General features: G+C 59.4%; 21 protein-coding genes. 11 read left to right on the top strand and 10 right to left on the bottom strand.

From position 1 onward, the window contains the following. Positions 1-336 precede the first annotated feature (336 nt). The 4 genes from OGM67_13655 to ppdK all read right to left on the bottom strand — a co-directional run bounded on the left by OGM67_13655 (position 337) and on the right by ppdK (position 5,248). Positions 337-771, bottom strand: coding sequence for an LPXTG cell wall anchor domain-containing protein (locus OGM67_13655; protein ID UYJ34584.1), 435 nt, complete (start codon positions 769-771; stop codon positions 337-339). Between the two features lie 163 nt (positions 772-934). Then, on the bottom strand, positions 935-1,321 hold the full coding sequence (locus OGM67_13650) for a replication initiator protein A (protein ID UYJ34583.1): 387 nt from the start codon (positions 1,319-1,321) through the stop codon (positions 935-937). A gap of 83 nt (positions 1,322-1,404) precedes the next feature. Next, a complete protein-coding gene (locus OGM67_13645) occupies positions 1,405-2,295 on the bottom strand; it encodes a ParB/RepB/Spo0J family partition protein (protein ID UYJ34582.1) in 891 nt (296 codons plus the stop codon). Positions 2,296-2,581: 286 nt separating this feature from the next. After that, on the bottom strand, positions 2,582-5,248 hold the full coding sequence (gene ppdK / locus OGM67_13640; protein ID UYJ34581.1) for a pyruvate, phosphate dikinase: 2,667 nt from the start codon (positions 5,246-5,248) through the stop codon (positions 2,582-2,584). Between the two features lie 403 nt (positions 5,249-5,651). On the opposite strand from ppdK, the gene OGM67_13635 reads away from it, so the two are divergent. The 4 genes from OGM67_13635 (at position 5,652) to mfd (ending at position 11,155) form a co-directional block, all read left to right on the top strand. After that, positions 5,652-6,386, top strand: coding sequence for a UDP-N-acetylglucosamine diphosphorylase (locus OGM67_13635; GenBank protein ID UYJ34580.1), 735 nt, complete (start codon positions 5,652-5,654; stop codon positions 6,384-6,386). A gap of 125 nt (positions 6,387-6,511) precedes the next feature. After that, positions 6,512-7,099 carry an aminoacyl-tRNA hydrolase gene (gene pth, locus OGM67_13630; GenBank protein ID UYJ34579.1) on the top strand — a complete coding sequence of 196 codons (588 nt, stop codon included), beginning with the start codon at positions 6,512-6,514 and terminating at the stop codon, positions 7,097-7,099. A gap of 13 nt (positions 7,100-7,112) precedes the next feature. Continuing rightward, the gene (locus tag OGM67_13625; protein ID UYJ34578.1) at positions 7,113-7,643 is read left to right on the top strand and encodes an SH3 domain-containing protein; all 531 of its coding nucleotides are present in this window, start codon (positions 7,113-7,115) and stop codon (positions 7,641-7,643) included. Between the two features lie 71 nt (positions 7,644-7,714). Next, a complete protein-coding gene (gene mfd / locus OGM67_13620) occupies positions 7,715-11,155 on the top strand; it encodes a transcription-repair coupling factor (GenBank protein UYJ34577.1) in 3,441 nt (1,146 codons plus the stop codon). A 216-nt stretch (positions 11,156-11,371) separates the two neighbouring features. Here the strand turns inward: mfd and OGM67_13615 are convergent, their stop codons facing one another. Further along, entirely contained in the window at positions 11,372-12,550 is a 1,179-nt protein-coding gene (locus OGM67_13615) for an AI-2E family transporter (protein ID UYJ34576.1), read from the bottom strand. Positions 12,551-12,673: 123 nt separating this feature from the next. Next, positions 12,674-13,825, bottom strand: a complete 1,152-nt coding sequence (locus OGM67_13610; protein ID UYJ34575.1) for an AI-2E family transporter — start codon at positions 13,823-13,825, stop codon at positions 12,674-12,676. 66 nt (positions 13,826-13,891) lie between these two features. Here OGM67_13610 and OGM67_13605 point away from each other — a divergent pair, with 66 nt between their 5' ends. From OGM67_13605 to OGM67_13575, 7 genes are all read left to right on the top strand, one after another. Continuing rightward, positions 13,892-14,326, top strand: coding sequence for a DUF523 domain-containing protein (locus tag OGM67_13605; protein UYJ34574.1), 435 nt, complete (start codon positions 13,892-13,894; stop codon positions 14,324-14,326). A 54-nt stretch (positions 14,327-14,380) separates the two neighbouring features. Beyond that, positions 14,381-14,857: an NfeD family protein gene (locus tag OGM67_13600; protein UYJ34573.1), complete on the top strand. Its 477-nt coding sequence runs from the start codon at positions 14,381-14,383 to the stop codon at positions 14,855-14,857. 17 nt (positions 14,858-14,874) lie between these two features. Further along, positions 14,875-15,768, top strand: a complete 894-nt coding sequence (locus OGM67_13595; GenBank protein UYJ34572.1) for an SPFH/Band 7/PHB domain protein — start codon at positions 14,875-14,877, stop codon at positions 15,766-15,768. A gap of 209 nt (positions 15,769-15,977) precedes the next feature. Then, positions 15,978-16,586 (top strand): cytidylate kinase-like family protein, encoded by a 609-nt coding sequence (locus OGM67_13590; protein UYJ34571.1) that lies wholly within the window; start codon positions 15,978-15,980, stop codon positions 16,584-16,586. A 37-nt stretch (positions 16,587-16,623) separates the two neighbouring features. Continuing rightward, positions 16,624-17,307 carry a DUF308 domain-containing protein gene (locus tag OGM67_13585; protein ID UYJ34570.1) on the top strand — a complete coding sequence of 228 codons (684 nt, stop codon included), beginning with the start codon at positions 16,624-16,626 and terminating at the stop codon, positions 17,305-17,307. Between the two features lie 168 nt (positions 17,308-17,475). Then, positions 17,476-18,879, top strand: coding sequence for an FAD-dependent oxidoreductase (locus OGM67_13580; protein ID UYJ34569.1), 1,404 nt, complete (start codon positions 17,476-17,478; stop codon positions 18,877-18,879). Positions 18,880-19,132: 253 nt separating this feature from the next. After that, positions 19,133-20,350, top strand: a complete 1,218-nt coding sequence (locus OGM67_13575) for a hypothetical protein (protein ID UYJ34568.1) — start codon at positions 19,133-19,135, stop codon at positions 20,348-20,350. 258 nt (positions 20,351-20,608) lie between these two features. Here the strand turns inward: OGM67_13575 and dnaJ are convergent, their stop codons facing one another. The 4 genes from dnaJ to hrcA all read right to left on the bottom strand — a co-directional run bounded on the left by dnaJ (position 20,609) and on the right by hrcA (position 25,582). Beyond that, positions 20,609-21,787, bottom strand: coding sequence for a molecular chaperone DnaJ (dnaJ, locus tag OGM67_13570; GenBank protein UYJ34567.1), 1,179 nt, complete (start codon positions 21,785-21,787; stop codon positions 20,609-20,611). A gap of 252 nt (positions 21,788-22,039) precedes the next feature. After that, on the bottom strand, positions 22,040-23,872 hold the full coding sequence (dnaK, locus tag OGM67_13565) for a molecular chaperone DnaK (GenBank protein UYJ34566.1): 1,833 nt from the start codon (positions 23,870-23,872) through the stop codon (positions 22,040-22,042). Between the two features lie 81 nt (positions 23,873-23,953). Further along, positions 23,954-24,547 (bottom strand): nucleotide exchange factor GrpE, encoded by a 594-nt coding sequence (locus OGM67_13560; protein ID UYJ34565.1) that lies wholly within the window; start codon positions 24,545-24,547, stop codon positions 23,954-23,956. Between the two features lie 21 nt (positions 24,548-24,568). Beyond that, positions 24,569-25,582, bottom strand: a complete 1,014-nt coding sequence (gene hrcA, locus OGM67_13555) for a heat-inducible transcriptional repressor HrcA (protein ID UYJ34564.1) — start codon at positions 25,580-25,582, stop codon at positions 24,569-24,571. Positions 25,583-25,792: the final 210 nt, after the last annotated feature.

Below are 25,792 nucleotides of genomic sequence, written 5' to 3'. Positions count from 1 at the left end.
ATTTCTTCCGTCCGCAATCTCCAAGAAAGAACGCCCATTCTCTCTTGAGATATTTCGGCATACGGGGCATCTGCATCACCTCCTTGCCCGCGCCTGTTTTTGTAGGTTTACTTTTGAAAATAGAAAAACGCCCAACATCTCCCGAAACTGTTCGCTTTCGGGGCGATTTTGGACGTTTTTATTAGATATGAGGGGCTTTACGACGGTGGGGAATATAACTTTGTCGCTTATGGTGGGAAAGCCCGCTATTTGCTGCTTTGTGGCAATAGAAAAGCGCCGTATTGCTACGGCGCTTTTGTCTCGCTCGGAAGATAGAGCGAATAGGTTGCTGTTCAGTTATCTGTTGTGCTTTCTCTTGCTGGCAACAACGGCTGTTCCAATGGCTGCACTACCGCTGACAAGCATAAGGACAACCAGCAAAGCAGGGTTGCTGGTGTCGCCGGTCTGCGGAATGGTGTACTGAGGTGTGGATGTTGCAACAGGTGCCGGAGTGGCCGTGGCAGCGGGTGCCGGAGTGGCCGTGGCAGCAGGTGCCGGGGTAGCCGTGGCAGCAGGTGCCGGGGTAGCCGTGGCAGCAGGTGCCGGGGTAGCCGTGGCAGCAGGTGCCGGGGTGGTCTTGTCGGCGTCCTTGTATTGCAGGGCAGCAATCGCATCTTCAATAGCCTTTGCCATAGCGTCAACCTCTGCCTGCTCGGTAATGTTCTTCCCACGGGCAACGGCATTGACGGCGGTTTCCACAACGGAGAAATCTTTGTAGTCATCCTTTTTCAAAGCCTTTGCCTTGGCGAGGGCTGCATCAACCTTGGTGTAGTCGGCGTCCTTGTACTGCAGGGCAACTGTAATTTATATTCTCAGTATCACTATAATCAGTCTAATTATTATCAGTATTAGTTCCGTGTGATTTTCAAGAATCCAGAAGTGTGAAAATCACATATCAAGAATCACCTTTTTCACAGCTCTTGTCATTTATCGTTGCTGCGAAGTTTTTTACATAAATCAAATTCGGTCTACCAAGCCCCTGTCGCTTGCGCTCGATAAGCCCTGCCTGCTTTTCCAGTTCCACCATCAGGCGCGTGGCTTTCTGGTTGGCACAGTTCAGTGCATCCATGATTTCCTCCACAGTGAAGATAATGTAAACCTTGTTCTGTGCATCTAACCATTGATTTTTCAGCGACAAACTCATTCGATCCAGCAGAATCCCATACAGTACCTTGGCATCGGTGGACAGCTCCCTGAAGTTCGGCTCTGTAAATAGCGCTTTGGGTATGCGGTAAAAAGAGAACTGCTCGGCTTGAGCGCCGTAAAAATATTCGTATTGCATCTCACTTCTCCTGCCTAAAAATGGGTGCATTTAAGAAAACCCACAAAACTACATTTTGTAAGTTATTACATATTGTATTTTTCTTATCTTTCCAGTTCTTCTTCGTGTTGTGGACGCTGGCGGCTAGACCGCTTATGCTCCCAATTCCGCAGCAGTGATATGATGACATTTTGCATCTGCTGCGGTGTATAGCTGGATGGGAAGTATTGCTGCACATCCGACTGATTTAAGAAGAACTTCTGTCGCTGGTTCGGCTTTTCTTCTGTCAGTAGGGTATGCAAGTAGTTCTCCGTCAGCGTTCCATTTCGGCTCATATCCTTTAGCGTCCGAGACTGAACCAAAGACGGTGTAGCATCACAAATATCCATTTCTTCTTTGAGCCATGTCTGGTGTTCCTCTGTCATATAGGAGATTTCGACCGCTGGGTTGAATGCGATGCGACCGTCATCGACCATTTGCAAGATGGATGGAATTAGATACGTCAAACGAATGTAACGATGTATTTGATTACGGCTTTCATCAACTTCTTTACCCATAGCATCAAGTGTTCTCAACTTTGTCCCAAGTTGGGACGAAGTTGCTTTTCCTTGATGTTTCATCGCTTCCATGCGCATTTTATAAGCAAACGCCTTCTCACTTGGCAACACATGCTCACGCTGGATATTGCTGTTGACCATCAGGATCGTGGCTTCGTCATCGTCTATGTATTCCACTCTAGCAGGGATGCTTTCGATGCCGAGTTCCTTACAAGCCTCCCACCGGCGATGTCCGCTTATCACTTCATAGCCGACACCAACCTTTGGTCTGACGATGATGGGCGTAATGATGCCGCTCTCTGAAATACTGTCTACCAATTCACTGAATTCCAGATCATGTCGGATATGGAACGGATGATTGGAGAATGGATGCAACTTATTTATTGGAATAGTTTCCTCTTTGCTTGCTCTGTAAGCAGACGTTGTTTTCTTTGTCATGCTGCGTACTCCTGCGGTTTTTTGATAGCTCTTAAGTACCCCGATTTGACCCCAAAAATGTACCCAAAAATCGTATACTTTTTGCCGAAAATGTACCCAAAGGGCATTTTTGCATAAAAAAAGCCCCTAATCACTGTAGTACAGCGATTAGGGGCTTGCTATGATTTATAGAACGACCTTAACCGTCAGGTCTTTCCATTGTTTCGGCCAAAGCACGCAGCCACGCGAATTTCGATAAGAACGAGCCTTATCGTAATCCACATTTAATTGTAAAAATCTACGTGATTCAAGAACGTGGATTTTTAATTGCTGCCTGAGCAGCAGCCAGACGAGCGATGGGAACACGGAAGGGAGAGCAGCTGACATAGTCCAGACCAACATTGTGGCAGAACTCAACGCTGGAGGGATCGCCGCCGTGCTCGCCGCAGATGCCCAGACCCAGGTTCGGGTTTGTGGCGCGGCCGTCAGCAGCAGCCATCTTGACCAGCTTGCCAACGCCGATCTGGTCCAGATGCTGGAACGGATCGCTCTCGTAGATCTTGTTGTCGTAGTAAGCAGTCAGGAACTTGGCAGCGTCGTCACGGCTGAAGCCGAAGGTCATCTGGGTCAGGTCGTTAGTGCCGAAGCTGAAGAAGTCAGCTTCCTTGGCGATCTCGCCGGCAGTCAGGGCTGCACGGGGGATCTCGATCATGGTGCCGACCTCATACTTCATGTCAACGCCGGCAGCAGCGATCAGGGCATCAGCCGTCTTGACAACAACATCCTTGACGAACTTCAGCTCCTTGACCTCGCCAACCAGAGGAATCATGATGTGAGGCGTGATCATCTTGCCGGTCTCAGCAGAAACCTTGATGGCAGCCTTGATGACGGCATTGGTCTGCATCTCGGCGATCTCGGGGTAGGTAACAGCCAGACGGCAGCCGCGGTGGCCCATCATGGGGTTGAACTCGTGCAGGCTGACAACAACGTTGTTCAGCTCTTCGGTGGTCATGCCCATATCGGCAGCCAGAGCAGCAATGTCCTCTGCCTTGGTGGGCAAGAACTCATGCAGCGGCGGATCCAGATAACGGATGGTCATCGGACGGTCGCCCATGATGCGGTACATAGCGGTGAAATCGGCCTCCTGGAACGGCTCAACCTTGGCCAGAGCAGCCTTGCGCTCCTCAACGGTACGGGCGCAGATCATCTCACGGACAGCCTTGATGCGGTCCTCAGCGAAGAACATGTGCTCGGTACGGCACAGACCGATGCCCTCGGCACCCATGTCAACGGCGTTCTGAGCGTCCTTCGGGTTATCAGCGTTGGTCATGACCTTCATCTGACGGTTGGCGTCAGCCCAGCCCATGAAGCGCTTGAAGTTGGTGTTCTCGGTGGAAGCAACGGTAGCGATCTGGCCCTCATAGATGTTGCCGGTGGAGCCGTCGATGCTCATCCAGTCACCCTCGTGGAAGGTGTGGCCGTTGATGGTGATGACCTTGGCGTCATAGTCGATGGCAACATTGTTGTCGTTGCCGCAGCCGGAGACGCAGCAGGTGCCCATGCCACGGGCAACAACGGCAGCGTGGCTGGTCATACCGCCGCGGACGGTCAGGATGCCCTGAGAGACCTGCATGCCGACGATATCCTCGGGGCTGGTCTCCAGACGGACCAGAACGACCTTCTTCCAGGCGTCGTCCTTGACCTTCTCCTCTGCATCCTCAGCAGAGAAGACAACGCGGCCGCAGGCAGATCCCGGAGAAGCAGCCAGACCCTTGCCGATAGCCTCGGCAGCCTTCAGGGCAGCGGCATCGAACTGGGGATGCAGCAGGGTGTCGAGCTGCTTGGGCTCAACGCGCAGAACAGCGGTCTTCTCGTCGATCACGCCCTCATCAACGAGGTCGCAGGCGATCTGCAGGGCAGCCTGTGCGGTACGCTTGCCGTTACGGGTCTGCAGCATGAAGAGCTTGCCATCCTCGATGGTGAACTCCATGTCCTGCATATCCTTGTAGTAGTTCTCGAGGCGGGTAGCGATCTCAACGAACTGATCGTAAACCTCGGGCATCTCCTCATGCAGCTTGCTGATGGGAGAAGGAGTACGGATACCGGCAACGACATCCTCGCCCTGAGCGTTGATCAGGTACTCGCCCATCAGCTTCTTCTCGCCGGTGGCGGGGTTACGGGTGAAAGCAACGCCGGTGCCGGAACGCATGCCGGAGTTACCGAAGGCCATCTGCTGCACGTTGACAGCGGTGCCCCACTCGTAGGGGATCTCGTTCATCTTACGATACACATTGGCGCGGGGGTTGTCCCAAGAGCGGAAAACGGCCTTAACGGCACCGATCAGCTGCTCCTTCGGATCCTGCGGGAACTGCTCGCCCTGCTTCTCGAGGTAGATCTGCTTGAACTCCTTGACCAGTTCCTTCAGATCGTTGGCGTCCAGCTCAACGTCCTGCTTCACGCCCTTGCGCTCCTTCATGGCGTCGATGCGCTCCTCAAAGAAGCTCTTGCCCAGCTCCATGACAACATCAGAGTACATCTGGATGAAGCGGCGGTAGCAGTCGTAGGCAAAGCGGGGGTTGTTGGTCTTCTTGGCCAGACCCTCAACAGCCTGATCGTTCAGGCCGAGGTTCAGGATGGTATCCATCATGCCGGGCATGGACTGACGGGCACCGGAACGGACAGAAACCAGCAGGGGGTTCTCGATGGAGCCGAAGGTCTTACCGGTCTGCTCCTCCAGAATGCCCATGTATTTGAAGATATCCGCCTTGATCTCATCGTTGATCTCGCGGTTGTCAGCATAGTACTGGGTGCAGGCCTCGGTGGTGATGGTGAAGCCCTGCGGAACCGGCATGCCGGCGTGGGTCATCTCAGCCAGACCGGCGCCCTTACCACCCAGAGTATTCTTCATGGTGGTCTGGTCGCCGCCGAAGGCGTCATGACCCTCTTTGAACAGGTACAAGAATTTCTTGCTCATAGTTACCTCCCAAATTGGTGACGTGTTTGCATCACATAAATCATGTTTGCATAGTCCATTATAACAGACCAAAGGACAGATTTCCAGTAGATTGTTAAAAAAATGCTCAATGTTTTCGCCGAAAAGTAGACAAACTTTTTTGGTTTGCCTATTGCAATTTGCACAAAAATCGTGTAAATTATAATGGGAAGAAAGTTTGAAATCTTTTTTGAATCTGTCTGGTTTTATCCCCTGCGGGTCCGGGTATGCGCCGGTGCGCCCGGCGCACAATATTTTTGGCATAATTCGGTCCCTGCGGCGTTTTTCGGCTTGCTAAAATGCGCCGCGTGATATACAATAGAGAAGTGTAAACGACCGCCGGGTGCCGCCCGGCGGAACAGCTGTATATAAAGGAAGATGTACTATGGCTACCGCAAAAGAAAAATTTGAGCTGGCGCAGCAGCGCTACGCTGCCACCTTTGAGCGCCATCTGGACAACGGCGTAAACTTTATCAGCCGCGATGTCTATATTGAGCCGGAGGTCGTCATTGCCCCCGGCGCCACGATCCTGCCGGGCTGCATCCTGCGCGGCAAGACCGTCGTCGGCGCGGACTGCGTCATCGGCCCCAACACCCTGTTGGAGGATACCGTTGTCGAGGCCGGCTCCACCGTAAACGCCAGCCAGTGCTATGACAGCCACATCGGCCCCAACAACAAGATCGGCCCCTTCAGCCATCTGCGCACCGGCACCAGAACTGCCGAGGGCTGCCATCTGGGTGCCTATGTCGAGACGAAGAACGCCGACTTTGCCGAGGGCAACACCGTCAGCCACCTGACCTACATCGGCGATGCCACCGTGGGCAAGTACTGCAACTTCGGCTGCGGCACTGTGACCTGCAACTATGACGGCGAGGGCAAGTTCCACACGACCATCGGCGATTACGCCTTCATCGGCTGCAACACAAACCTCGTGGCCCCTGTCACGGTCGGCGACCATGCCTTCACGGCAGCCGGCTCCACCATCGGCCATGACGTGCCGGCCGGTGCGCTGAGCATTGAGCGTGCCAAGCAGACCGAGATCAACGGCTGGGGCGAGCGCAAGCTGGAGAAGTATATCGCCAAGAAACAGAAACTGGAAGCGGAGAAGAAAGGGAAGTAAAGCGTTGCAGGGGGCGGCGTCCCAGACGCCCCGCGGCCTTCCCATAAGCAGCCGCTTATCTTACGCTGCCGGGCCGGGCATGCCCGGCCCCTACGGTACTTCACGATTTTTCAAAGGATATATCTATGTTTGGAATGACCTCCGGGGCAGACTGGCTCATTGCCGGGCTGGGCAACCCCGAACCCAAGTATGACGGGACCCGCCACAACGCCGGGTTTGAAGCACTGGACTATCTGGCCGCACAGTGGCACTGCGACATTGCCAAGGCCAAATGGCAGGGGCTGTACGGCACGGCGCAGGTGGGCGACCACAAGGTCGTGCTGCTCAAGCCGCTGACCTATATGAACCTGAGCGGCCAGAGCATCGCGCCCGCCGCCAACTTTTATAAGATCCCCGCAGACCATGTGATCGTACTGTGTGATGACATCACGCAGGAGCCGGGGCATCTGCGCATCCGGCCGCACGGGTCCGCAGGCGGCCACAATGGGCTGAAAAGCATCATTGCAAGCCTCGGCACAGAGAATTTTGCCCGCATCCGCATCGGCATCGGCGCCAAGCCCAACCCGCAGTATGATCTGGCCGCATGGGTACTGGGCAAGCTGCCCCCCGCCGACCGCAAGGCGATGACCGACCGTTACCCGGATATTGAGGACGCCTGCAGACTGCTGATGGACGGCAACCTGCAGTACGCCCAGAACAAGTACAACCACTGAGGGATGTGTTACCATGAGTGATTTACGAAAGAAAGCCATGACCCGTCTGGTGCTTTGCGCCGTCGCGCTGGTTGCCAGCATCATCTTCAGCGTGCTGCTGCTGACCGGCAACCTTGACGGCCAGACCGGCAGCGGTGACACGACCCCTGCGACGGGCGATACCACCTCTGCCGCAGCAGGCGTGGATGACCCGACTGCCGACAGTTTCCCCGCAGAGGCCACCGGCGACACCGCTGCGCCCCCTGCCGAGGAACAGCCCGCCGCCGAGCCGGAGCCCACCCCGGAGCCGACCCCCGTGCCCACCTTTGACGGCCTGAGCGTCCAGCCTGCCGTTATCTACAACGAGGGCGAGCAGCCGAGCTACACTGTCACACCTGACAACAACCTGAACATGCGTGCCGGCCCCGGCACCGATTATGACAAGGTGTCCAAGGTTCCCGCCTCCACCGTCGTGACCGCACTGGGCGCCAACGAGGACGGCAGCTGGGTCGTTGTGAACTATGACGGCAAATACGGCTGGCTGAAGGCCGAATTTTTGAGCTGATACAGCAATAGTCAGGCATAGGGCGGCCTGAGGACAGGCCGCCCTATGTTTGCTATGTATGTGGGTATTCTATGTTCAACGCACTTTTTACCAAAACCGAAGAATACAACAAGCTGGCGCAGGCGCTCGGGTCCCCGGGGGCTTGCGCCTTATTTGGCGTTCCCGGCGCAGGGCGCGCCCTGATCTACGCCGCGCTGGCGCAGGCGCTGGGCCGCCCGCTCTGCATTGTGACGCCCGGCGAAGCCGAGGCCACCCGCTTTGCCGGTGACCTGAACGCGCTGGGCATCACCGCAGCAGTGTTCCCTGCGCGCGATTATGTGCTGCGCCCCATTGAGGGGACCGGCCGCGAGTACGAGTACCGCCGTCTGGCTGTGCTGGGCGATCTGGTGGGCGGTCGGCTGCAGGCCGTCTGCGTGCCGGACGAGGGCCTGACCCAGTACACAACGCCGCGGGCCGAGTTCTGCACCAACACCCGTACCCTGCACCCCGGCGACACGCTGCCCCGGGCCGAGCTGACCGCCTTGCTGTACGGCGCGGGCTATGCCCGACGCGATCAGGTGGACGGGCCGGGCCAGTTTTCGATCCGCGGCGACATTGTGGACATCTACGCGCCCGACATGAAGCAGCCCGCCCGTCTGGAGTTCTGGGGGGACGAGATCGACACGATGCACAGCTTCGATCTGGCCACCCAGCGCCGGGACGAGCCGATCGAAAAAATCTATGTCTCCCCCGCGCGCGAGGTGCTGTTTGCCCAGCCCGCCGAGGCTGCCGCCCTGATACGCAGCTGCATCAAAAAGGCGCGCGGCAAGCGGCGCACCGCGCTTGAGGCCTGCACCGCCGCAGATCTGGCCCAGCTGGACGGCGGCGCGATGCCGGTGGACATGGACAAGTATCTGACGCTGCGCTATCCAGAGCCCGCCACACTGCTTGACTATTTTGATGACCCGCTGCTGATTCTGGAGGAGCCGGCCTCCCTGCGGGAGGCCGCACGCGCCACCGCCTACCGCCGGGGAGAGGAGTTCTCCGCCCTGATGGAGGACGGCGCACTCGCCCCCGGTCTGGACAAGCTCTACACCGAGGCCGGCTGGCTTTGGGCGCAGGCTGCCGCCCACTGCACGCTCTGCGCCGAGAACTTTGCGCGCAGCATGCCCGACACACCGCTGAAGGCCATCGTCAACGCACCGGCCCACACGCTGCCCGCCTGGGGCGGTGAGGTCGCTGCGCTGCTGGAGGATATACAGCCGCTGTGCAGCGGCGGCGCAGCCGTGACCGTTATGGCCGGTACCCCCCGCGCGGCGGCCGGCCTTGCCGCCGACCTGCGCACCAGGGGGCTGCAGGTCACCACCGATGCCGCCGCTGCGGGCACCGCCGGGCTGGTGCAGGTGCTGCCGGGGCAGCTTTCCGCCGGGTGCAGCCTGCCGTTTGCCCGGTACGCGGTCTTTACGGCCCGTGCGTTCGGCGTCAGCAGTGCGCAGAAAAAGAAAAAGCGCAGCAAGGATGCCCTGAACAGCCTGAGCGAGATCACCGTCGGCGATCTGGTCGTACACCAGAGCCACGGCATCGGCCGGTACGCGGGCATCCAGCGTATGACCGTGCAGGGTGTGCAGAAGGACTACCTGCGCATCGAGTACGACAAAAAAGATGTGCTGTATGTGCCGGTCACCCAGCTGGATCTGCTGTCCCGCTATACGGCGCCGGGCGACAGCGACAATGTCAAACTGAGCCACCTTGGCGGCACCGATTGGGCCAAGACCCGCAAAAAGGTCAAGGCTGCCACCGAGCAGATGGCCAAGGAGCTGATCGAGCTGTATGCCCGCCGCAAGCAGGCGCACGGCTACGCCTTCCCCTGTGATGACACCTGGCAGGGGGATTTTGAGCAGCGCTTTGCCTATGAGGAGACCCCAGACCAGCTGACCTGCGCGGCCGAGATCAAGCACGACATGGAGGAGCCGTGGCCGATGGACCGCCTGCTCTGCGGTGATGTCGGCTTTGGCAAGACGGAGGTTGCGCTGCGCGCCGCCTTCAAATGCGTGATGGGCGGCAAGCAGTGCGCCATTCTGGCCCCAACCACGATTCTGGCGTGGCAGCACTTCAACACGGCGCTGACCCGGATGGAGTCCTTCCCTATCCGCATCGGCCTGCTGTCCCGCTACCGCACCGCCAAGGAGCAGAAGGAGACGCTGCGCGGCCTGAAGGACGGCACCGTGGACATCGTGGTGGGCACCCACCGCCTGCTGTCCAACGATGTAAAGTTCAAGGATCTGGGCCTTGTCATCATTGACGAGGAACAGCGCTTCGGCGTCAAGCACAAGGAGAAGCTAAAGCAGAACTTCATCGGTGTGGATATGCTGACCCTGTCCGCCACGCCGATCCCCCGCACGCTGAATATGGCACTGTCCGGCATACGGGACATGAGCACGATCGAGCAGCCGCCCTTTGAGCGCCAGCCCATCGAGACCTATGTGCTGGAATATGATGAGGGCATCGTTGCCGAGGCTATCCGCAAGGAGCTGGCCCGCGGCGGGCAGGTCTACTACCTGCACAACCGGGTCGATAATATTGAGGAATGTGCCGCCCGGGTCGGCAGGCTCGTCCCCGGCGCGCGCATCGGCATCGCCCACGGCAAGATGACCGAGGAGCAGATCTCCTCTGTGTGGCAGCAGCTGCTTGACAATGAGATTGACATCCTCGTCTGCACGACGCTGATCGAGACCGGCGTTGATGTGCGCAACTGCAACACCCTCATCATCGAGAATGCCGACCGGATGGGCCTGTCGCAGCTTTACCAGATACGCGGCCGCGTGGGGCGTTCTTCCCGCAAGGCGTATGCGTATTTCACTTTTACGCGCGACAAGGTGCTGACCGAGGTCGCCGCCAAGCGGCTTTCCGCCATCCGGGAGTTCACCTCCTTCGGCTCCGGGTTCCGCATCGCCATGCGTGATTTGCAGATACGCGGTGCGGGCAGCCTGCTGGGCCACAGCCAGCACGGCCATATGGAGGCTGTCGGCTACGACCTGTATGTCAAGATGCTGGGTCAGGCCATTGCCGCCGCACGCGGCGAGGCCCCGCCCCCCGACAAGAGCGACTGCCTTGTGGATATTACGGTGGACGCCTTCCTGCCGGAGGAATATATCCCCGATGCCGCCGGACGCATCGAGGCCTACAAGCGGATTGCCGCCATTGAGACGACCGCCGATGCCGAGGATGTGCTGGATGAGCTGATCGACCGGTACGGCAGCCCGCCCAGAAGCGTGCAGGGGTTGGTGGATGTATCCCTTGTGCGGGTGACGGCGGCACGGGTCGGCATTGCCGAGATCGTCCAGCGCGGCGATCAGCTGATCCTCTACTCCGACATCGTCGGCCCGAAGCAGCTTGACAAGGTTATGGAGCAGTACCCCCACCGCGTTTTGTACAACGCCATCGGGCGGCCCTATCTCAGCCTGCGCGTCCAGAAGGGCGAAAGCCCGCTGGTGCTGCTGCGAGATGTTGTAACACTGCTGCCGGGGGCGTAAATAGCAAAAAGAAAAGCCGCTGTTTACAGTGCGTATGCTGTAAACAGCGGCTTATTTTTGTAGTAAGCGGGCTGAGCCCCTCCGGCCATCGCTGACGCTCGGCCACCTCCCCGCTATGCGAGGAGGCTTTCACGCGGGCAAAGCCCGCGCAAAGAGGCTCCTCACAAAGTGGGGAGCTGGCCGAGTTTACGAGGCCTGAGGGGCTTTCGTCCCCCTTTACTCAAACACATTTTCTGTATCTTCGGCTTCGTGTTCTACCGGGTTGCCCTCGCTGTCGATGCCGCGCTTATCCAGCGCGTAATGGACAAACTCCTGCGCCAGACCATAGAGGGTGGCAAAGACCGGCACGCCCACGACCATGCCGACGATGCCGAACAGATCGCCGCCGACCACGATCGAAAAGAGGATCCACAGTGCCGAGATGCCGATGGACGACCCGAGGATCTTGGGGCCGATGAAGTTGCCGTCCAGCTGCTGGATGATGAGGATCAGCACACAGAAGATGACCGCCTGCAGCGGATCTATCAGCAGCAGGATAAACACGCTTGGGATCGCGCCGATAAAGGGACCGAACACCGGGATGATGTTCGTAATGCCGATAAATACGCTGATCAGCACGGCAAAGTCAAGCCGCAGGATCGTCATGGCTACAAAGGTGATAACACCGATGATGGCGGAGTCGATGATCTTGCCCACAAAAAAGCCCGTAAAGTTTACATTGGCGTAGTGGCAGATGCGCAGCGTGTTGGAGGCCACCTTCTCCGGCAGGAAGGCGTGCGCCAGCGTGCGCAGCTGGTGCAGCAGATGGTCCTTGTCCGCCAGCATGTAGATGCTGGCCGCGATCGAGGTAAAGATTGCCACAAAGTTGGACGCCACGCTGCCGATGCTTGCCACGATCTGCGGCATGGCATCGGTGGCCATCGTATAGATTTCCTTGACCATGGCCTCGGAATCATCGAGCATTTTAGTGGCCTGCTGCAGGTCGATGCCGTACTCGCTCTGGACATAGAGCAGCATTTCCTGCACGCCCTGTATGTAGCTGGGGAAGTTCGTGAACAGCATACCGATGCTGTTTACGATCTGCGGCACGACCAGCCAGGCCAGCAGCATAAGCAGCAGGATCGCCACGGCGTAGGCCAGCAGGATGGCAAAGCCGCGCGTGCCCTTCTTCTCCTTGAACAATTTGATATAGAAGAATTTGACCATCGGGTCAAGGATATAGGCGATGACGATGCCGCCCGCAAACGGCGACAGAATGTTGATAAAAATGCCGATGCGCCCAAGGAAATACCCCAGATTGTTCAAAAGCAGGTAAAATGCAATACAGGCCCCGACCACGCAGAACCAGTCCAGCATAGACTCCGGCCTTTTGGACCAGATGTGTTTTTCGTTCAAATGCTCCGCCCCTCTTTGTCATAAAATCTGCGGAATGACCGCATTATTGACATTGTATGCCATACACGGGCGCATTGCAATAGATAAGGTGTGAATTTTCTTCGGGCGGCAGGGCAGCACCCGCTATTGCGGGGGCGGGTCTTTACGGGCGGGGGCACCGTCTGCATCAAGGCCGCGTGCGGTCAGCCCGGCCCCCACCGCCTGCCGGGCCAGCGCCGCCAGCACAGCCAGCGTCGGCACGCCCAGCACCATGCCGGGGATGCCGAACCACGCCCCGCCCACCACGATGGCCAGCAGCACCCCCAGCCCGGGCAGGCCGGTGGCACCGCCCAGAATACGCGGCGCAATAAAGTTGCCGTCCACCTGCTGGACCACAAAGATGATGATGGCAAACTCCGCCGCCTTCCACGGGGCCTCCAGCAGCAAAATCACAATACCCGGCACCGCGCCGAGGAACGGCCCCAGCACCGGCACAATGTTCGTCATCCCGACCAGCACCGCCAGCAGCGGGGCATACTCCAGCCCGAAGATCGACATGAGCGCAAAGGTCTCGCCGCCGACCAGCAGGGCATCGACCAGCTGCCCGCCGAGATAGCCGCTGAAGATACGGTTTGCCAGCCGGCAGACCGAAAGCACCCCCGCAGCCGCACCGGGCGGCAGGGCGGCCCGCAGGCAGCACCGCGCCGCCTGCAGTAGCTCAGCCTTGCCGGACAGCAGATAGATGCTGACGGCCAGCGTAACAAAGGCATCCGCTGCCGCCCCCGCCGCACCGGATGCAGCCTTGGCCGCTGACTGCGCCGCCGTGCGGGACAGCGCAGCCAGCCAGCCCTGCAGGGCGCGCCCCGCAGCCTGCACCAGCCGCCCGGCGGTGGCCGTGTCGATGCCGAAGGTTGCCTGCACCCAGGCCAGCAGACGGCGCAGCGTTTCCTCATACGCGCCCAGCCGCCCGGCAAAGGCGGTCAGGCTCTGCACCAACTGGGGCACGACCAGCGCCGCCAGCAGGGCCAGCACCCCAAACAGCAGCGCATAGCTGACCGCCAGCGCCCCGCCGCGCCGCCCGCCGAACAGCTTTGCTGCAAAAAAGCGGGTGGGAATGTCCAGCACATAGGCCAGCACCAGCCCCCAGCCGAACGGCGCAAGCAGTGCCAGCAGTCCTGCTGCGGCGCGCAGCAGACCCGGCAGCTGCCCTGCCGCCGCCAGCAGCAGCGCCGTGCCTGCCGCCAGTGCCAGCCAATCGCCCATTGTGCGGGGCGTGCGCTCCAACCAGTTTTTCATTGCAGTCCCTCCCCTTTTTATGTTACACTGTCTGTAACGCATATTTTACGGAAAGCCGGTGCTTTTATGAATATCCTCGTCAGCGCCTGCCTGCTGGGCATCGCCTGCAAATACTCCGGCGGCGACAACGCCTGCCCCGCCCTGCTGCAGGCCCTGCAGCAGAGCGGCCACACCCTGATCCCTGTCTGTCCCGAGGTCTACGGTGGCCTGCCCACGCCCCGCCCGCCGGCCGAGCGCTGCGGCGACCGTGTCCTGACCGAGGCCGGAGCCGATGTGACGGCGCAATACCGCCGCGGGGCCGAGGCCGCCCTGCAGCTGGCCCGGCTGTACAACTGCCGCACCGCCATCCTGAAGGCCAACAGCCCCAGCTGCGGCAGCGGCACGATCTACGACGGGACCTTCCGCCACCGCAGAATCAGCGGGGACGGCCTGACCGCAGCCCTTTTGAAGGCCAACGGGGTGCAGGTGTACAACGAGGACACCTTTGCGGCGCTGCTGTAAAATTTTTGTCAAAATCTTGACAGAACAACGGCAGAATGTTACAGTGTTCACAAGATGATCCTGCAGAAGGGAGTGTTTTTTATGTGGTTTGATACGATACTCTGGCTGGCTGCCATCGTTGCCTTTATCGCGGTCGAGGCCGCCACCACGGCCCTTGTCTCGGTCTGGTTTGCCGTGGGCGCGGCGGCGGCTATGGTCGTCAGCCTGTTCACCGTCAGCTTCGGCTGGCAGCTGCTGGTCTTTGCCGTAGTTTCCGCCGTGACGCTGGCGCTGATGGTGCCCGGCCTGCTGCGCCGCCGCGGCCATGCGCAGCCCCCTGTCACAAACGGCTCGCCGCTGACCATCGGCAAGCAGGGCGTTGTGCTGGTGGATATTGAGCCCGGCATGCCGGGCCGCGTGCGGGTGGACGGCCTTGACTGGCAGGCCCGCGCCGGTGTGCCGCTTGCCAAGGGTACGCGCTGTCAGGTCACCGCCGTGGACGGTGCCGTGCTTATCGTAGTTCCCGTGACCGCCGATGCGGCCGCGGTTTAAAAAAAGGAGGAGACTCTATGCTGTTCATTTTTGCCCTTTTGCTCATCGTTATTCTTGTGGTGCTGGTGCGCTGCATCGTCATCGTCCCCCAGTCCAACGCCTATGTCACCGAGTGGCTCGGCGTCTACAAGGACACATGGGGCGCGGGCCTGCACATCCGCACGCCGTTTGTTGAGCGCATCTCCCGCAAAGTCTCGCTGAAGGAGGAGGCCGCCGACTTCCCCCCGCAGCCCGTCATCACCCGCGACAACGTCACCATGATGATCGACACCGTCGTCTTCTTTCAGGTATTCGACGCGAAGATGTACGCCTACGGCGTGAACCGCCCGATTCAGGCCATCGAGAACCTGTCCGCCACGACCCTGCGTGACATCATCGGCTCGATGACGCTGGACGAGACGCTGACGAGCCGTGACCTCATCAACACGAAGATCACCGCCAGCCTCGACGAGGCCACCGACCGCTGGGGCATCAAGGTCAACCGCGTTGAGCTGAAAAACATCGAGCCGCCGGTCGAGATCCGTCAGGCGATGGAGAAGCAGATGAAGGCCGACCGCGAGAAGCGCGCGTCCATCCTGCTGGCCGAAGGTGAGAAGCAGGCCGCCATCACCCGCGCCGAGGGCGAAAAGGAATCCGCCATCCTGCGCGCCGAGGCCGTGAAGCAGCAGCGCATCCGCGAGGCCGAAGGTGAGGCCGAGGCGCTGCTGACCGTGCAGAAGGCGCAGGCCGATGCCATCCGCATGATCAACGAGGCGAACCCGAACCACAACTATTTGGCCCTGCGCAGCATGGAGGCCATGGAGAAGGTCGCTGACGGCAAGGCCACGAAGCTGATCGTGCCCAGCGACATGCAGAATCTGGCGGCAACGGTTTCCGCCATCAAGGAGATTTCCGGCGAAGTGACCGAATAAAATTCAGCATTCTGTTTTTCCTGCCCGCGGTGTTCTGCCGCGGGCAGTTTTTATTGTAGGGGTCGATGCTTGCATCGACCTGCATCCGCCCCTGCACGGCAAAATTCCGGCAAATCTTCTTGCGTTTTCCACAATTTAAGGGTATAATACAAGCAGAGTAGTATGTCTTTTTGCGCATACTATACAAAATATTAGCGAGGTGTATCAGTATGAAGGAACCTATGGTCATTACTATGGCGCGTGAGTACGCATCCGGCGGCAGTGAAATTGCACAGGCCGTTGCCGACAAGCTGGGTATCCCCCTGTACAACAAGGAGCTGATCACCCTTGCGGCCAAAAAGAGCGGCCTGACCGAGGAGGCCATTGCCGCCAGTGAGAACCAGCGCAGCGGCAGCCTGATCTACAGCCTGTACATGATGGGCAACACGATGCCGCTGGCCGATCAGGTCTATATCCTGCAGAGCAATGTCATCAAGGAGCTGGCCGCCAAGGGGCCCTGCGTTATTCTGGGCCGCTGCGGCGACTATGTGCTGCGTGAGCGGGAGAATGTGCTGCGCACCTTTGTCTATGCGCCGCTGGAGGCCCGCATTGAATTTGCCAAGACCCGCCCCGATGCCAAGGACATGCCCGACCGCCTGTGGGAGACCCAACTGGCCAAGCATGACCGTGCCCGCGCAAGCTACTACAATTACTATACCGAAAACCGCTGGGGCGAGGCCAAGAACTACGACCTCTGCCTGAACGCCACTCTGGGCCGCGAGGCCTGCGCCGATCTGATCGTGGCTGCTGCCAAGGCCATGCAGGCGGCCGAGAAATAACGCGGGCCCGCCCGCACAAAAAAAGGAGCTGCCGCCTATGCTGCGCTATATCAAGACCGGAATGATGCTGCTGAGCATCGCGTATATCGTCATCGGCATGATGCTGCTCGTCATGCCCCAGACCAGTCTGCTCTGGATCTGCTACGCCTTCGGGGCTGTTGTGCTGATCACCGGCATTGTCTGTCTGGTGCAGTATGCGCGCATCCGCGGCACAGGCTTCACCGCGCCGTTCATGCTGGTGGGCGGCGTCATTACGGCGTGCATCGGCGTGTTTACGCTGGTCAGACCGCAGGTGGTTGCCAGCTTCCTGCCCGTTGTGTTCGGCATCTTCATCGTTGTGGACGGCCTGAGCCGCGTCGGCACCGCCATCGACCTTGCCAAACGCAAGGGGCAGAAATGGGGGCTGCTGCTGTTGCTCAGCCTCGTTTCGGTTGCACTGGGCGTTGTGCTGGTGCTGCACCCCTTTGACGCCGCCATCGGCGTGACGATGCTCTGCGGCATCCTGCTCATTGTCGAGGGTGCGCTGAATCTGGGCTGCGTGCTGTATGCGGCCATGGAGCTGCGCACGCTGGACCGCATGGCCAACGCCGCCGCAAGCGCCGCAATGTCCGCCATCGGCGATGCACTGGACGAGGCCGAGGCCGCCGAGAGCGGTATTCCCATGGACGGCCCCGTCGTCTACAACGCCGAGAGCAAGGATGTGTCGGAGGACGGTGAATAACCGTTCCGTGACACCGTAGGGGCGCATTCTATATGCGCCCGCAGCGCCGTGCCATCAGCAAACGGGCACGGGCGGATATAGAATCCGCCCCTACAAGCTCCGTTTGCCCTTATCCTGTTTCCCGCGCGAAGGTTCGCAAGTTATTTTTAAAGGAGAGAACCCCCACCCATGTATGATCTGATCATCGTAGGCGCCGGCCCTGCCGGCATTTTTACCGCACTGGAGCTGCTGCGCAAAAGCAGCACCCCCCACAAGATCCTGCTTGTCGAAAAGGGTAAGCCCGTGGAAAAGCGGCACTGCCCCAAGGACAAGACCGGCGTCTGCGTCAACTGCAAGCCGACCTGCGCCATCACGACCGGTTTTTCCGGTGCGGGTGCGTTCTCGGACGGTAAGCTTTCGCTGTCCTATCAGGTCGGCGGCGAGCTGCCCGACCTGATCGGCGAGGATTTCGCGCAGGAGCTGATCGACTACACCGATAAGATCTATCTGGAATTCGGTGCCGACCCGAAGGTCGAGGGCATCTACGAGGGCCCCGACATCAAGGACATCCGCAAGCGTGCCATTCAGGCCGGTCTGCAGCTGGTTGACTGCCCCATCCGCCACCTTGGCACCGAGAAAGCCCAGCAGCTCTACCTCAATATCCAGAACCATCTGGCTGCCGCCGGTGTGGAGATGCTCTTCAACACCGAGTGCGAGAACATCATTCTGGAGGATTCCGTCTGCAAGGGCGTGCGCCTGCGTGAGAAGGACGGCACCCGCGATGTGCTGGCCAAGCAGGTCGTCATTGCCACCGGCCGCCGCGGCGCGGACTGGCTGGAGAAGATCTGCGCCGAGCACAACATTGCCCACAAGCCCGGCACCGTTGACATCGGCGTCCGTGTTGAGTGCCGCAACGAAATCATGGAGAAGATCAACAAGGTCCTGTATGAGGGCAAGCTGATCGGCTACCCGGCCCCGTGGCGCAACAAAGTGCGCACCTTCTGCCAGAACCCCGGCGGCTTTGTCGCGCAGGAAAACTACGACAACGATCTGGCCGTTGTCAACGGCCACAGCTTCAAGGAGAAGAAGAGCAACAACACCAACCTTGCGATCCTCGTCAGCCACAATTTCACCGAGCCGTTCAACCAGCCCATCGCCTACGCACAGAAGGTCGGCGAACTGACGAACATGCTGGGCGCAGGCCACATTCTGGTGCAGCGCTACGGTGATATTCTGGACGGCAAGCGCACCTGGGCCAATGAGCTGGCCCGCACCAATGTGCGCCCGACCTTGAAGGACGCCGTGGCCGGCGACATCACGGCTGCCATGCCCTACCGCGCCATGGTCAACATCATCGAGTTCATCAAGATGATGGACGAGGTCGTGCCCGGCTTTGCCAGCCCCGAAACGCTGCTGTACAGCCCTGAGCTGAAGTTCTACTCCAACAAGGTCAAGATGGACACCGACTTGGAGACGAACATCGCCGGCCTGCACTGCCTTGGCGATTCCTCCGGCTGGACGCGCGGTTTGATGATGGCCTCCGTCATGGGCGTCCTGATGGGCCGCAAGCTGATGGAGAAGCACGGCTTTTAAGGGTACGAGGAGTACGGGTGTTCTTTTCTTATAAGAAAAGAACCAAAAGAATTTGAAACATAAGCAAGGGGAGAGCGCCGGGTATGGTGCCCTCCCCTGTTTTGTTTGCAGCGTCTGGGACGCCGAGCCCTGCAACGACCCGAAAAACGCAAAAATCCAAAATATTTATTTCAAATCTTCTTCCCGTGTAACAACTCGGACACAACCGGGGTGTAAGCTGGTCACAAATGAAAAGTTGAAAGGAGCCTGTGTTATGAAACGACTAGCCTTTGTCCTTGCTGCCGCACTGTTCGCCCTGACCGCCTGCACCCCGGCGGCGGAAACTGCAACTGCCGCAGACCCCGCCGCCACACCCGAAGCCACCGCCGAACCGACAAGCAAGCCTGCTGCGGCGGAGACCGGCCCACTCTATACTTACAGCCACCGCTATGCGCAGGATGTTGTCTATGATGTCATGCCCGCCCTTAATGACCAGTTTGACTATAGCGGAACGAAAGTTTACAAAAACGACCTGAACGCCGGTCAAACTTCACTATTTTATTACTGCGATGATTGGTGCCTTGCCGACCCGTATGTGACAAGCAATGCAGTGTACCTGCTCACCTGCAACCGAGACTCCGAAAATAAAATCATTGCTTTGTCACCTGATGGCACCAAAACGCATGAGATTCCTTTTGACTCATACGCCTCGACCGTTGTCTTATACAGCGACCGTTATTTTTACTGCATAGGCGGTCTTGCCCCTTATGACACAGCAAGCGGGTTCCGTCTCGATTTGCAAACCGGTGAGACAACGCCTTGGGACTTGCCCGCCGAGACAGCCGCCGCACCGGATGCCGCCGGTAATTTTGCCGTGACCGCGCGGCTCATTTCAGACCACCCTGTTCCCTTCACGAGCGACCCGGAAATTTCCGACGCCCTTTTGCAGAACTCTATGCTCGAGTACGACCTGACGGATGCCACAACCGGAAAGCCCGCCACGAAAATTGCAGAGTTTCCGTATAGAGGTGCAGACGATGGCAGCGGCTATGTCTATTACACCTACCTTGGGAAATCCGGAGACGATTTCTACTTCACCGGCGAGCACTCCCGGTCGGAGGAGGAGGGCATTAAAATGTCCGTTCTGCGTGTAGGCGGCGACAGCACGCAGGAAGATTTCGGACTTATGGTGAATGTGAATGTGTCGCTTCTTGACCTGCGCCAAAACGGAGAACTACAGTGGCTTTTCACAATGAGCAGCAATCCGGGCACCCTCACAGTATACGACCTGCAAGGCACGCAGATTGCGCAGGTGGACCCGCCCGCCGGGGTGGAGTCCTACTATCCGATTTCCATGCTGGACGATGGACGGATTTTGTTGATCATTGGCTATGATCTCGACCACGACTACATGACCCGGTACGCTACCATCGATGCTGACGCCTTTTTGAGCGGCAGTACCGAGTATACCGAGATGGAATTTGTCGGATAAAGGGTTGCCCCCTGCGGCGGGGTGAGGGCACCCCGCCCTACAAGTCACGGTACGGTAGGCCGTAGGGCGGCATGCCCCATGCCGCCGGGCATCTTTCCGCCGCCGCAACGTTCCCGTGTTGTCGGGGACGGCGACCGCTGCAATGGTGGGCGCAGCTGCGGCGGCCAGAGGACTGGCCGCCCTACAACATGCCATTCATAAAATAAAGCCCCGCCCCGGCAATGTTTTCCACATTGCCGGGGCGGGGCTGTTCAAAATTTAGGACATGAACCGATCCTTCAGGTTTTTGAAGAAGTTCTTGCGCTTCTCATAGTTCTCGTCCTTCAGGCTGTCCTCAAATGCCTTCAGGGCTTCGCGCTGGGTGCGGTTCAGCTTTTTGGGAATTTCCACATCCACGATGACATACTGGTCACCGCGGCCACGGCCGTTCAGATACTGAATGCCCTGACCGCGCAGGCGGAACTTGGTGCCGCTCTGGGTGCCCTCGGGGATGCGCTGTGCGACCTTGCCGTCCACGGTGGGCACCTCGATCTCGGCGCCCAGCACAGCCTGAGAATAGGTAATGGGCACGCGGACATACACATCATAGCCGTCGCGCTCAAACACGGCATCGGGCTTGACCGTCACATGGACGATCACATCACCGGCAGGACCGCCGTTGGTGCCTGCATCGCCCTGACCGCGCAGTGCAATGTTCTGGTCATCGTCAATGCCTGCGGGCACCTTGACCTCCAGCGTCTTGCGGGCACTGGTCTTGCCGGTGCCGCGGCAGGTCTTGCAGGGGTTCTTGATGATGGTGCCGCGGCCGCCGCAGTGCGGGCAGGGCTGCTGGCTCTGCATCACGCCGAACGGCGTGCGCTGCTGGGTCACGACATAGCCGCGGCCACCGCATTCGGTGCAGGTCTCCGGGCTGGTGCCGGGGGCGCAGCCGTTACCGTTGCAGTCCGGGCAGGTCTGCTGCCGGTTCAGCGTGACCTTTTTGGCGCAGCCATGGGCTGCCTCCTCAAAGGTCAGGATGACATTGGCCTGAATGTCATGGCCCTTGCGCGGTGCGTTGGGGTTGCTGCGGGACGAGCCGCCAAAGCCGCCGAACCCGCCGAAACCACCGCCGCCGAACAGATCGCCGAAGATGTCGCCCAGGTCCACACCGCCTGCGCCGCCAAAGCCGCCACCGAAGCCGCCGCCGGGCTGGCCGGCCCCATAGTTGGGATCGACCCCAGCGAAACCGAACTGGTCATAGCGCTTGCGCTTGTCCGGGTCGGAAAGAACATCGTTGGCCTCGTTGACCTCCTTGAACTTTTCCTCGGCATCCTTATCGCCGGGGTTTAGATCCGGGTGGTACTTTTTGGCCAGCTTGCGGTAGGCGCTTTTGATCTCGGCATCGGTGGCGTTTTTGCCGATCCCCAGCACCTCGTAGTAATCTCGTTTTTCTGCCATAGAATCTATCCCCTCTATTTATGGGTTGTGAAAAGGCTTCCCGCTGAGGGGAAGCTGTCCGCGCAGCGGACTGATGAGGTGGGAGCTGCCGGCGATTGCCCATAAACAGGCTGCCACGGCAGCGCCGCCCCTCATCCGGCCTGCGGCCACCTTCCCCCGAGGGGGGAAGGCTTTATTTTAACTTTCTCTATAACCCCCAAGGGCCGCCGCCGGGTTTGCCCAGCGGCGGCCTTATTATGGGTTTGTTACAGCTTAGACCTCGTGGAAGTCGGCGTCAACGGCGCCGTCATCCTTGGGCTGTGCGCCGGCGTCGGGGCCGGGCTGTGCACCGGGCTGCTGGCCCTGTGCCTGAGCGGCCTGCTGGTAGACCTTCTCGCTGATGGCGTAGAAAGCCTTCTGCAGGTCATCCTGCTTTGCCTTGATGTCGTCAATGCTGCCTGACTTCAGGGCTTCCTTCAGGGCGGAGAGCTTGGTCTCGACCTCGCTCTTCTCCTCAGCGGAGACCTTGTCGCCAAACTCGCCCAGCGCCTTCTCGGTCTGGAAGACCATCTGGTCGGCGTTGTTGCGCACATCGACTTCCTCGCGGCGCTTCTTATCCTCGGCGGCATACTGCTCGGCGTCCTTGACAGCCTTGTCGATGTCGTCCTTGCTCATGTTGGTGGAGGCAGTGATCGTGATGCTCTGCTCCTTGCCGGTGCCCAGATCCTTTGCGCTTACATGCACGATGCCGTTGGCATCAATATCGAAGGTGACTTCGATCTGAGGCACACCGCGGGGAGCCGGAGCGATGCCGTCCAGATGGAAGGTTCCGAGGCTCTTGTTGTCGCGGGCAAACTCACGCTCGCCCTGCAGGACATTGACCTCAACGCTGGGCTGGTTGTCCGCAGCGGTGGAGAAGATCTGGCTCTTCTTGGTGGGGATGGTGGTGTTGCGGTCGATGATCTTGGTGCAGACACCGCCCAGCGTCTCGATGCCGAGGCTCAGCGGGGTGACATCCAGCAGCAGCAGGCCCTTGACATCGCCCTGCAGAACGCCGCCCTGAATGGAAGCGCCGACAGCAACGCACTCATCGGGGTTGATGCCCTTGAACGGCTCGCAGCCCAGCTCCTTCTTGACAGCGTCATAGACGGCGGGGATACGGGTGGAGCCGCCGACCATCAGCACCTTGGCGAGGTCGGAGGCCTTCAGGCCGGCATCAGCCAGAGCCTTGCGGACGGGGGTCATCGTGCGCTCGACCAGATCAGCGGTCAGCTCATTGAACTTTGCGCGGGTCAGGGTCATATCCAGATGCTTGGGGCCGTTGGCGTCAGCCGTGATGAACGGCAGGTTGATGTTGGTGGTGGTGGCGCTGGACAGCTCGATCTTAGCCTTCTCAGCGGCCTCCTTCAGGCGCTGGGCAGCCATCTTATCCTTGCGCAGGTCGATGTTGTTCTCGCGCTGGAAGTCCTCAGCCATCCAGTTGATGATGCGCTCATCGAAGTCATCGCCGCCCAGATGGGTATCACCGTTGGTGGCCAGAACCTCGGTAACGCCGTCGCCCATCTCGATGATGGAGACATCGAAGGTGCCGCCGCCCAAGTCGTAGACCATGATCTTCTGGTCGGCTTCCTTATCAATGCCGTAGGCCAGAGAAGCGGCCGTAGGCTCGTTGATGATACGCTTTACATTCAGGCCGGCAATGGTGCCTGCGTTCTTGGTGGCCTGACGCTGGCTGTCGTTGAAGTATGCAGGGACGGTGATGACGGCCTCGGTGACAGGCTCGCCCAGATAAGCCTCGGCGTCAGCCTTCAGCTTGCTCAGGATCATAGCACTGATCTCCTCGGGGGTGTAGTCCTTGCCGCCGGCGTGAACCTTCTCGGCGGTGCCCATCTTACGCTTGATAGAGGAGATGGTATTCTCGGGGTTGGTGATGGCCTGACGCTTTGCGACCTGACCGACCAGACGCTCGCCGGTCTTGGTGAAGCCGACGACAGACGGGGTGGTGCGGGCGCCCTCGGCGTTCGCGATGACAACGGGCTCGCCGCCTTCCATGACAGCGACGCAGCTATTGGTAGTACCAAGGTCAATACCGATAATCTTACTCATAAATAAAACTCCCTTCAAATTTGCTTTGAACAGTAGTGAATGTCAATGTATGTGGAAACGGATCTTGCGATCCGGTTCGCCTTATTCTGCGACAACGACCATTGCGTGGCGGATGATCTTGTCACCGATCTTGTAGCCCTTCTGGAAAACCTGCACAACGCTGCCGCTCTCCTGCCCGTCAGCGGCGGGGGCCTGCGAAACGGCGTTCATGAGGTTGGGGTCAAACGGCTGGTTCAGCGCTTCGATCTCGGTGATGTGCAGCGCCTCCAGCGCCTTGGCGGCCTTGTCGAGCGTCATCGTGACGCCCTTCTTATAATTTTCATCGGCACAGGCGGCGTTGGCGGCCATATCCAGCGTATCCAAAATACCCAAGATCTGGGTCACGGCGTGGGACACACCGTCATTGAATTTCTGGTCGGCCTCGCGCTGGCTACGCTTGCGGTAGTTATCATACTCGGCGGCGGTGCGCAGCAGCTGGTTCTTCAGCTCCTCGTTCTTTTTCTCCGCCTCGTCCAGCTTAGCCTGCAAGGCCGCTGTCTCGTGGTGATGCTTACCCTCGTGCTTTTCCTCGGGCTTCTCGGCCTTGGGGGTCTCCTGCTCAGGGGCCTTGGCCTCGGTCTCAGGCGCCTTGGTCTCTGCGGCGGGCGTCTGCTTGGTTTCTTTTTCGTGGCTCATTGCGGGTCTCCTTCTTTCCAATTATTGGCCCTGCCCGGCCATGCTCTGTCCCAGCTTTGCGGCAAAGTAGTCGAGGATTGGCAGCAGCCGCTGATATTCCATGCGGGTGGAGCCGATCAGCGCTACCGAGCCGGTCAGGCCGCCGCCGGCAAGATACCGCTTGCTGACGATGCAGGCGCCCGGCATCTCGGGGTCAAGGTCGCTGCCGAGCGTGGCCGTGATGCGGTTGCCCTCGGGGCGGATCAATTCGGTCGCAGTTGCATTGTCGGAGAAGATCTCGAGCAGTGTGCCGAGATTCTGGCGCACATCGGGCATCTTTGCCAGATATTGCGCGCCCTCCAGACAGGCCTGCGGGCCGGTGGTGACAAGTGCCTGCGCGGCCATGACCACGGGGGCCAGCCGTTCACCCGCTGCCAGCACCATGCTGGCCATCAGCATCGGGCTGAGGTCCTGCGGGGCCACAAAGGTCAGCCCCCGGTTGAGCAGCTGGGCAAGGTTGGCGGCATCGTCGCGGGTCAGGCCGGTATCAACGCGGGCCACACGGGTCCGCACGCCGCCTGCGCTGGTCACAGCCAGCACAGCGGCGCTGTAGCGGCCTACCTGCACGACCTCAAAGTGTGCGATGCAGAGATCCGGTGCCTGCGGTGTTGTTGCAGCGGCGGCGCAGCCTGTCAAATCTGCCAGACTGCGGGCGGCGGCGGGCACCAGCTTTTCCGGCTCGGCGTCCATGGCGGCGAAAAGCTCGTCAATGTGGCGGCGGTCTGCCTCCGGCAGGGCGCAGGCCTTCGGTGCATCGATCAGGTGGTCGAGGTAGTACCGGTAGCCTTGGGCGCTGGGTACGCGGCCCGCACTGGTGTGGGGCTGCTCCAGCAGGCCGAGCTTTGTCAGCGCGGCCATCTCATTGCGCAGCGTCGCACTGGACAGTGCCATGTCAAAGTAGTTCGCCAGCAGGCCGGAGCCGACCGGCTCACCGCCGTTGGCGTACAGGGCAACAATGGCTTCCAATATACGCTGCTTGCGCGCATCCATCGCCATGCTGCTCATCTCCTTTGGTTTGCTTTCGGTTTGTTTAGCACTCCTTATCTCCGAGTGCTAAGTTTATTATAGTACCGTTTTGCGAACTGTCAAGAGGTTTTCCCGATTTTTCTGTAAGTTTAACAGTTTCGTCACAATCGGCTTGTGCAGTTTCCCTATTATATAATATGTAGGGGCCGGGCATGCCCGGCCCGCAGCATTACGGGGGCA

The sequence above is a fragment of the Oscillospiraceae bacterium genome (genome assembly GCA_025757985.1).
Lineage (GTDB): Bacteria > Bacillota > Clostridia > Oscillospirales > Ruminococcaceae > Gemmiger.
The sequence above is the reverse complement of the archived record's forward strand: the minus strand, read 5'-3'. Positions and strand labels throughout refer to the sequence as shown.

Coding starts and splice junctions, on each gene's coding strand:
- OGM67_13650 (UYJ34583.1), bottom strand. CDS start 1,321: ATGCAATACGAATATTTTTACGGCGCTCAAGCCGAGCAGTTCTCTTTT.
- OGM67_13645 (UYJ34582.1), bottom strand. CDS start 2,295: ATGACAAAGAAAACAACGTCTGCTTACAGAGCAAGCAAAGAGGAAACT.
- ppdK (UYJ34581.1), bottom strand. CDS start 5,248: ATGAGCAAGAAATTCTTGTACCTGTTCAAAGAGGGTCATGACGCCTTC.
- OGM67_13635 (UYJ34580.1), top strand. CDS start 5,652: ATGGCTACCGCAAAAGAAAAATTTGAGCTGGCGCAGCAGCGCTACGCT.
- pth (UYJ34579.1), top strand. CDS start 6,512: ATGTTTGGAATGACCTCCGGGGCAGACTGGCTCATTGCCGGGCTGGGC.
- OGM67_13625 (UYJ34578.1), top strand. CDS start 7,113: ATGAGTGATTTACGAAAGAAAGCCATGACCCGTCTGGTGCTTTGCGCC.
- mfd (UYJ34577.1), top strand. CDS start 7,715: ATGTTCAACGCACTTTTTACCAAAACCGAAGAATACAACAAGCTGGCG.
- OGM67_13610 (UYJ34575.1), bottom strand. CDS start 13,825: ATGAAAAACTGGTTGGAGCGCACGCCCCGCACAATGGGCGATTGGCTG.
- OGM67_13605 (UYJ34574.1), top strand. CDS start 13,892: ATGAATATCCTCGTCAGCGCCTGCCTGCTGGGCATCGCCTGCAAATAC.
- OGM67_13600 (UYJ34573.1), top strand. CDS start 14,381: ATGATCCTGCAGAAGGGAGTGTTTTTTATGTGGTTTGATACGATACTC.
- OGM67_13595 (UYJ34572.1), top strand. CDS start 14,875: ATGCTGTTCATTTTTGCCCTTTTGCTCATCGTTATTCTTGTGGTGCTG.
- OGM67_13590 (UYJ34571.1), top strand. CDS start 15,978: ATGAAGGAACCTATGGTCATTACTATGGCGCGTGAGTACGCATCCGGC.
- OGM67_13585 (UYJ34570.1), top strand. CDS start 16,624: ATGCTGCGCTATATCAAGACCGGAATGATGCTGCTGAGCATCGCGTAT.
- OGM67_13580 (UYJ34569.1), top strand. CDS start 17,476: ATGTATGATCTGATCATCGTAGGCGCCGGCCCTGCCGGCATTTTTACC.
- OGM67_13575 (UYJ34568.1), top strand. CDS start 19,133: ATGAAACGACTAGCCTTTGTCCTTGCTGCCGCACTGTTCGCCCTGACC.
- dnaJ (UYJ34567.1), bottom strand. CDS start 21,787: ATGGCAGAAAAACGAGATTACTACGAGGTGCTGGGGATCGGCAAAAAC.
- dnaK (UYJ34566.1), bottom strand. CDS start 23,872: ATGAGTAAGATTATCGGTATTGACCTTGGTACTACCAATAGCTGCGTC.
- OGM67_13560 (UYJ34565.1), bottom strand. CDS start 24,547: ATGAGCCACGAAAAAGAAACCAAGCAGACGCCCGCCGCAGAGACCAAG.
- hrcA (UYJ34564.1), bottom strand. CDS start 25,582: ATGGCGATGGATGCGCGCAAGCAGCGTATATTGGAAGCCATTGTTGCC.